Here is a 5,353-nt window from a genome sequence, read left to right on the forward strand (position 1 = left end):
GAAGCGTCGTGGTCATACGGTACTGGCTGACAAAGCCTACTCTGGGAATGCGCTACGTAACGAGTTGAAAAGAAAAGGGATGAAAACGGTTATTCCCCGAAAATCAAATGAAAAACTGGCTTCAGATGGACGCTCGCAACTTGATCGTGATGCTTATCGCCATCGCAACGTTGTGGAAAGGTGTTTTGGCCGTTTAAAGGAATATCGCCGGATCGCTACACGTTATGAAAAAACGGCAAGAAACTATCTAGCAATGGTGAAACTGGGCTGCATTCGCTTGTTTTACCGCCGATTACGCAATTAAGGGACACAGCCTAATAATCAGCCTCGTGTCTTTATTTATATGAAAGGAAATGATGTTCATAACTTTGGGCACGAAATTGTTCATTATCTTGATGGTAAATATAATAAGTATGGTGATGCGGCAGAATTTTCCTCCGAAGAAATTTCATGGTGGAGTGAAGGGCTTGCTGAATATCTATCTCACGGTGAAAAAAATAAATATGCAAACCAGACTTTAATGTATTGTTCGGTTAATAGGTGACCTACTTTAGATCAAATTATAGATATTGATAGTTTTTCTGCTAATGGTCACAGCGAAAGATTATACGTTTGGCCATATTTTGTACATAAATTTCTTGATAGTTCCCCACAACTTCGTTCTGTTCGTAGTGAATTAGTACGCGCACTTAGACAACCAATTCAATTAGAAAGTAATAACTTATCCTATTCAAAATTATTAAATAAGTTTGGACATCAGTATAAGGAAGAATTTAATCATTGGTTAGATCAACAAGTAAATTATTTAAGAAGTATAAATAGAAATTCTCATTTTAGAAGATATGGTTAAATTCACCATAAAATAATAAAGACTATCATTCGTACTAATCTCGATCATGATATCAATTTTTTGATTGAAATTAATGGAATGGTTAATTTTTAGACAGATATTATTATATAAACTGTACTAGCTCAGACCTGATCTGACAGTTACCCAGCTTTTCTGGTGCCAGTGTCAGATTAGATTTGAGTTAAATTTTTTTCAGCCCAAATCCTTTTTCCATTAGTTAATGTATTCATTGGCGTCCTGCCGCAGCACATTTTTCCCTGATAAGTTCGTTCATTGTTGTAGTAATCCCGCCAGTGATCCAGATCTTTTGCCAACATTTCTAGAGAATCGTACCGCTTCTTACGGAACGTGACCTGATAAAATTCTTGTTTGTCCGACAAATGTGAACGTTCAACTTTATCATTTAGATTGGGACTGGCTGGTTTTATGTACACATGTTGAAGTCCCAAATCTTCGCAATGCCAGTGAAATTTAGCCTGAAATTCATGACCATTATCTGTACGGATTATTTTGATTCTGAAAGGGAACTTTTCTACAACATGATTGATATAATCGATGGCGCATTCCTGATTATGTTTTTCATACACTTTCAGGGCTCTGATTCGGGTAGCATCATCAATGGCGGTGTATTGGAATCTGCGTGTTTTATTGCTGTTTTCATCGCTGAAACTGAGAAACTTAACATCCACCTGAACGTGATGCCCAGGCACTTTTTTTCATAGCGCTTAATTGCTTTTATTTGGCGCCTTCTAAGTTTATGGGGAAGCCTGTTCAGTCCGTGGCGGCATAACACTCCATAGACACCTGTCATTGACACTTTCATCTTGTGATAACGTTCGAGATACCAGCAAATTTTATCACTAGCAAAATGGTAGTTTTTACGCAGATAAAGGATCTTTTCCTCAATCACGAAAGCTACCCGAATAGAGGGGTTTTCGGGACAGGGTTTACTGTTAATCAGTCCTACTTCTTCCTGTGTTTTATATTCTTTTTTCCAGCGATAAAAAGTGTCACGAGAGATCCCCCAGTAACGGCATGTTTTGCTTACATTTTTGGTTTCTTCTACATGAGCCAGTATCCTAAGTTTTCTTCTTATTACTTCCTGTTCATCTTTCTTGTTCATATTTAAACCTCAACTCATATCCTGTTAATATATACAAAGTATGTCAGCCAGGGTCTAAAAATTCACAGCTAAAAACAGCAGAGCAACTTTTATTGACGCGCGCGCGCTAAAAAACTTTCCCCTCTAACCTTAAGCGTGCCATTTTTATCAAGGTAACTATTTAACGTACTCAAATTCACGTTATGTTTTTCGCTGAGTCCTTGCAGTCCACCGGCCTTTTTAATCCCTTCAGCGCCTAACGACATAATTTTGGTTAATATCTCAGGGGTTAATTTATTGGGTTTAATACCTAAAAAACTTTTTCCATTAACAGTAAGCGTGCCATCTTTCTTAAGATAACTCCTTAACGAACTCAAATTCACCTTATATTCTTCACTGAGTCCTTTCCGCCCACCGGCCTTTTTAATCTCTTTTGCACCTAATGATATAATCTCTGTTAACATTTCACGGGTGATTTTATTGGATTCAACGCCTAAAAAAGCTTTCCCCATAACGGTGAGCCTACCATTTTTGTCAATGTAATGATTTAAGGTTGCCAAATTCACCTTATATTGTTTACTAAGCCCTTTTAGTCCACCGGCCTTAGCGATCCTTTCTGCACCTAATGACATAATTTCCGTTAACATCTCAGGGCTTACTTTATTGGGTTTGCCGCCTAAGATAGCTTCCCCTCTTACCGTTAGTGTGCCTTTTTTATTAAGGTAATTCTTTAACGTACCCAATCTCACATTATATTGTTCACTGAGCCCTTTGAGTCCACCGGCTTTTGCGATCCCGTCTTCACCTAATGATACTATTGTTTTTAATAGCTCAGGGGTTAATTTATTGGGTTTGCCGCCTAAGATAGCTTCCCCTCTAACCGTTAGTGTGCGTTTTTGATTAAGGTAATTCTTTAACGTACCTAATCTCACATTGTATTGTTCACTGACTCCTTTGAGTCCACCGGCTTTTGCAATCCCTTCTTCACCTAATGACATAATTTCTGTTAGAATTTCAGGGGTTATTTTATAGGATTTGTCACCTAAAAAACTTTTTCCTCTAACTGTGAGCGAGCCATTTTTATTAAGGTAACTCTTTAACGTTTCCAAGCTTACACTATATTGTTCACTGAGCCCTTTGAGTCCACCGGCTTTTGCGATCCCTTCTTCACCTAATGATACTATTGCTTTTAATAGCTCAGGGGTTAATTTATTGGGTTTGTCACCTAAAAAGCTTTTACCCCCAACTGTGAGCGTGCCATTTTTATTAAGGTAATTGTTTAACGTACTCAAATTGACCTTATATTGTTTACTAAGCCCCCTCAATCCACCGGCTTTTGCGATCCCGTCTTCACCTAATGACATAATTTCTGTTAATATTTCAGGGGTTATTTTATTGGGTTTGTCACCTAGAAAGTTTTTCCCGCTGACAGTGAGGGTGCCATTTGCATTAAAGTAATTATTTAACGTACAATAATTCACATTATATCGTTCACTGAGCCTTTTTAGTCCACCGGCATTTGCGATCCCGTCTTTACCTAATGACATTATCGTTTTTAATATCTCAGGAGTTAATTTATTGGATTTGCTGCCTAATAAAACTTTCCCTCTAACCGTGAGGGTACCATTTGCATAGAAGTAATTTTTTAAGGTGGTATAATTTACTTTATATTTTTCACTGATCCCGCTCAGTCCACCGGCCTTTGTAAACTCTTCTGGGCCTAATGACATTATCGTTTTTAATATCTCAGGAGTTAATTTATTGGATTTGCCAGCTAAAAAAATTTTTCCCTTTGCCGAGAGAGTGCTATTTGTTTGGGGGTAATCTTTTAGTGTATTCAAATCCAGGCTATATTTTTCACTAACCCCTTTTAGTCCACTGGCGTTTGTAATCCCTTCTGCACCTAATAATATCCTCTCTGTTGACGTTTCAGGGGTGACTAATTTTACTGTTTCTTTTTCTGCCAAAGTGTCAGTTTGACTAGTACTTTGAGTAAGTAAATGATGAGGAATATTATTGTACTCTACTTTCCTTGCTAAATTACCATTATTCATCTGCTGTTGGGTAAATTCATTAGTTATGGGACGAGAGGATAACGCTTCATCTTGAGGATAGAGGTTGAACCAGATATCAAAAGTATTATTATTAGCGGAATTGATATATTGGTTCACGACTTGCTCATAAGTGCGTGAAAGTTTTTCAACTACCTCTGGTTGTAGTGTATTAAGATCACTATAGGGGGTATGCAATAGAACCACCCGCTCTGGATTAATCGGGCCTAAAATATGTATTTCATCAAAGTTTGTTGCTCTTTGTAAACTGCCTGTTTTAGAAAATAGCAACGCTATCGCGCTAGTGTCTGGATCGTCAAAATTTTGTTTCAATGAGACGGCCGGTAAGCCAAAAGCAGCAATAGCAAAAATTGCATAGGCTTTATTGTGGGAGACAAATCGCACTATTTCATCATAATTGCCGGCAACAATGGTTGTTTCTCCTTGCTTGCCAATCATAGGGTATAAGGTTTCAAAGTCATCTGACGGCAAAAAACCATTTATTTCGGGTTGTTCATTGACCGGATCAAGGACAATTTTAAATAATAATGGGAAATTATCACGAGCCGTTAATCCATTAGGCAGCAAGCGACTTTCTCCCTGGATATGAGTCGAAGATGAGATTAATCGCTGTAGTAACATGTTGGGTGGATCATTTTCGTTGTGAAAAGCAGCAGGAAAAACCGTTGATAAATGACTTATTGGAAACACGTCTTAACCTCATAAAAATAGGATATAAATAAAGCATCAAGCATAGAAGAAAAATAATTATTGGCGTAATTCAAGTCTGATTAGATAGTGACTCACTTTATTAACGCAGGATCCCCAATTGCCATCGCCATTGGCAATTGGGCCTAAGTCGTTATCAGCCAGATGGGGGAGGGAGTACATGCAAGTTTCATTAACGATGCCATTGGTATGTTTATTCAGTGTTTTTTTATACAATCTACCGTTTCTAACCAAGCAAGATTTTTTTATTTAGGCTAGGCTAAATTATTAACTGACTGGCTATATGCATCTAGATGAAGTCCTGACAAGAAAATACCCCACCAAGATAGGGAAGATCCTGACCTTATAGCAATAATCATAAAATAGACTTGCATCACACCATGAGCATAAGGAAGATCCATCACGTACGAGCTAACTAAGTAAAATTACCTGTCAATACCTGCTTCTCAGTATTTTTACCACTTTCTCTTCTTTGTTTGATCATAAACAGCATTGCGAGTGTTTCTACCCTTGATGGTTAGGAAATTGAATCGCTTTTAAAGTGAGTAGCAAAAGCCATCCCTTATTGCAAAAAGGAGATGGGGATCGATTTATTGTGTTTAGTGCCAGTTAACATTTCCT

Annotated in this window: 3 protein-coding genes and 2 pseudogenes; 2 read left to right on the forward strand and 3 right to left on the reverse strand. The window is 37.7% G+C overall.

All coding sequences use genetic code 11. From position 1 onward, the window contains the following. Together G468_RS0115945 and G468_RS0115950 are read left to right on the forward strand one after the other, a co-directional pair. A partial coding sequence (locus G468_RS0115945; protein WP_026823902.1) for an IS5 family transposase occupies positions 1-304 on the forward strand: 304 nt, incomplete at its 5' end. A gap of 15 nt (positions 305-319) precedes the next feature. After that, positions 320-544 (forward strand): annotated as a pseudogene (locus tag G468_RS0115950) (collagenase); the annotation flags it as partial. Between the two features lie 476 nt (positions 545-1,020). On the opposite strand, the pseudogene G468_RS25485 reads toward G468_RS0115950, so the two are convergent. The 3 genes and pseudogenes from G468_RS25485 to G468_RS23940 all read right to left on the reverse strand — a co-directional run bounded on the left by G468_RS25485 (position 1,021) and on the right by G468_RS23940 (position 4,948). Continuing rightward, positions 1,021-1,973, reverse strand: a pseudogene (locus G468_RS25485) (IS481 family transposase). Between the two features lie 89 nt (positions 1,974-2,062). After that, entirely contained in the window at positions 2,063-4,714 is a 2,652-nt protein-coding gene (locus G468_RS0115960) for a hypothetical protein (RefSeq protein ID WP_026823904.1), read from the reverse strand. Positions 4,715-4,771: 57 nt separating this feature from the next. Continuing rightward, entirely contained in the window at positions 4,772-4,948 is a 177-nt protein-coding gene (locus tag G468_RS23940; RefSeq protein ID WP_155847016.1) for a hypothetical protein, read from the reverse strand. Between the last annotated feature and the right edge of the window lie 405 nt (positions 4,949-5,353).

The sequence above is a fragment of the Arsenophonus nasoniae DSM 15247 genome (genome assembly GCF_000429565.1).
GTDB lineage: Bacteria > Pseudomonadota > Gammaproteobacteria > Enterobacterales > Enterobacteriaceae > Arsenophonus > Arsenophonus nasoniae.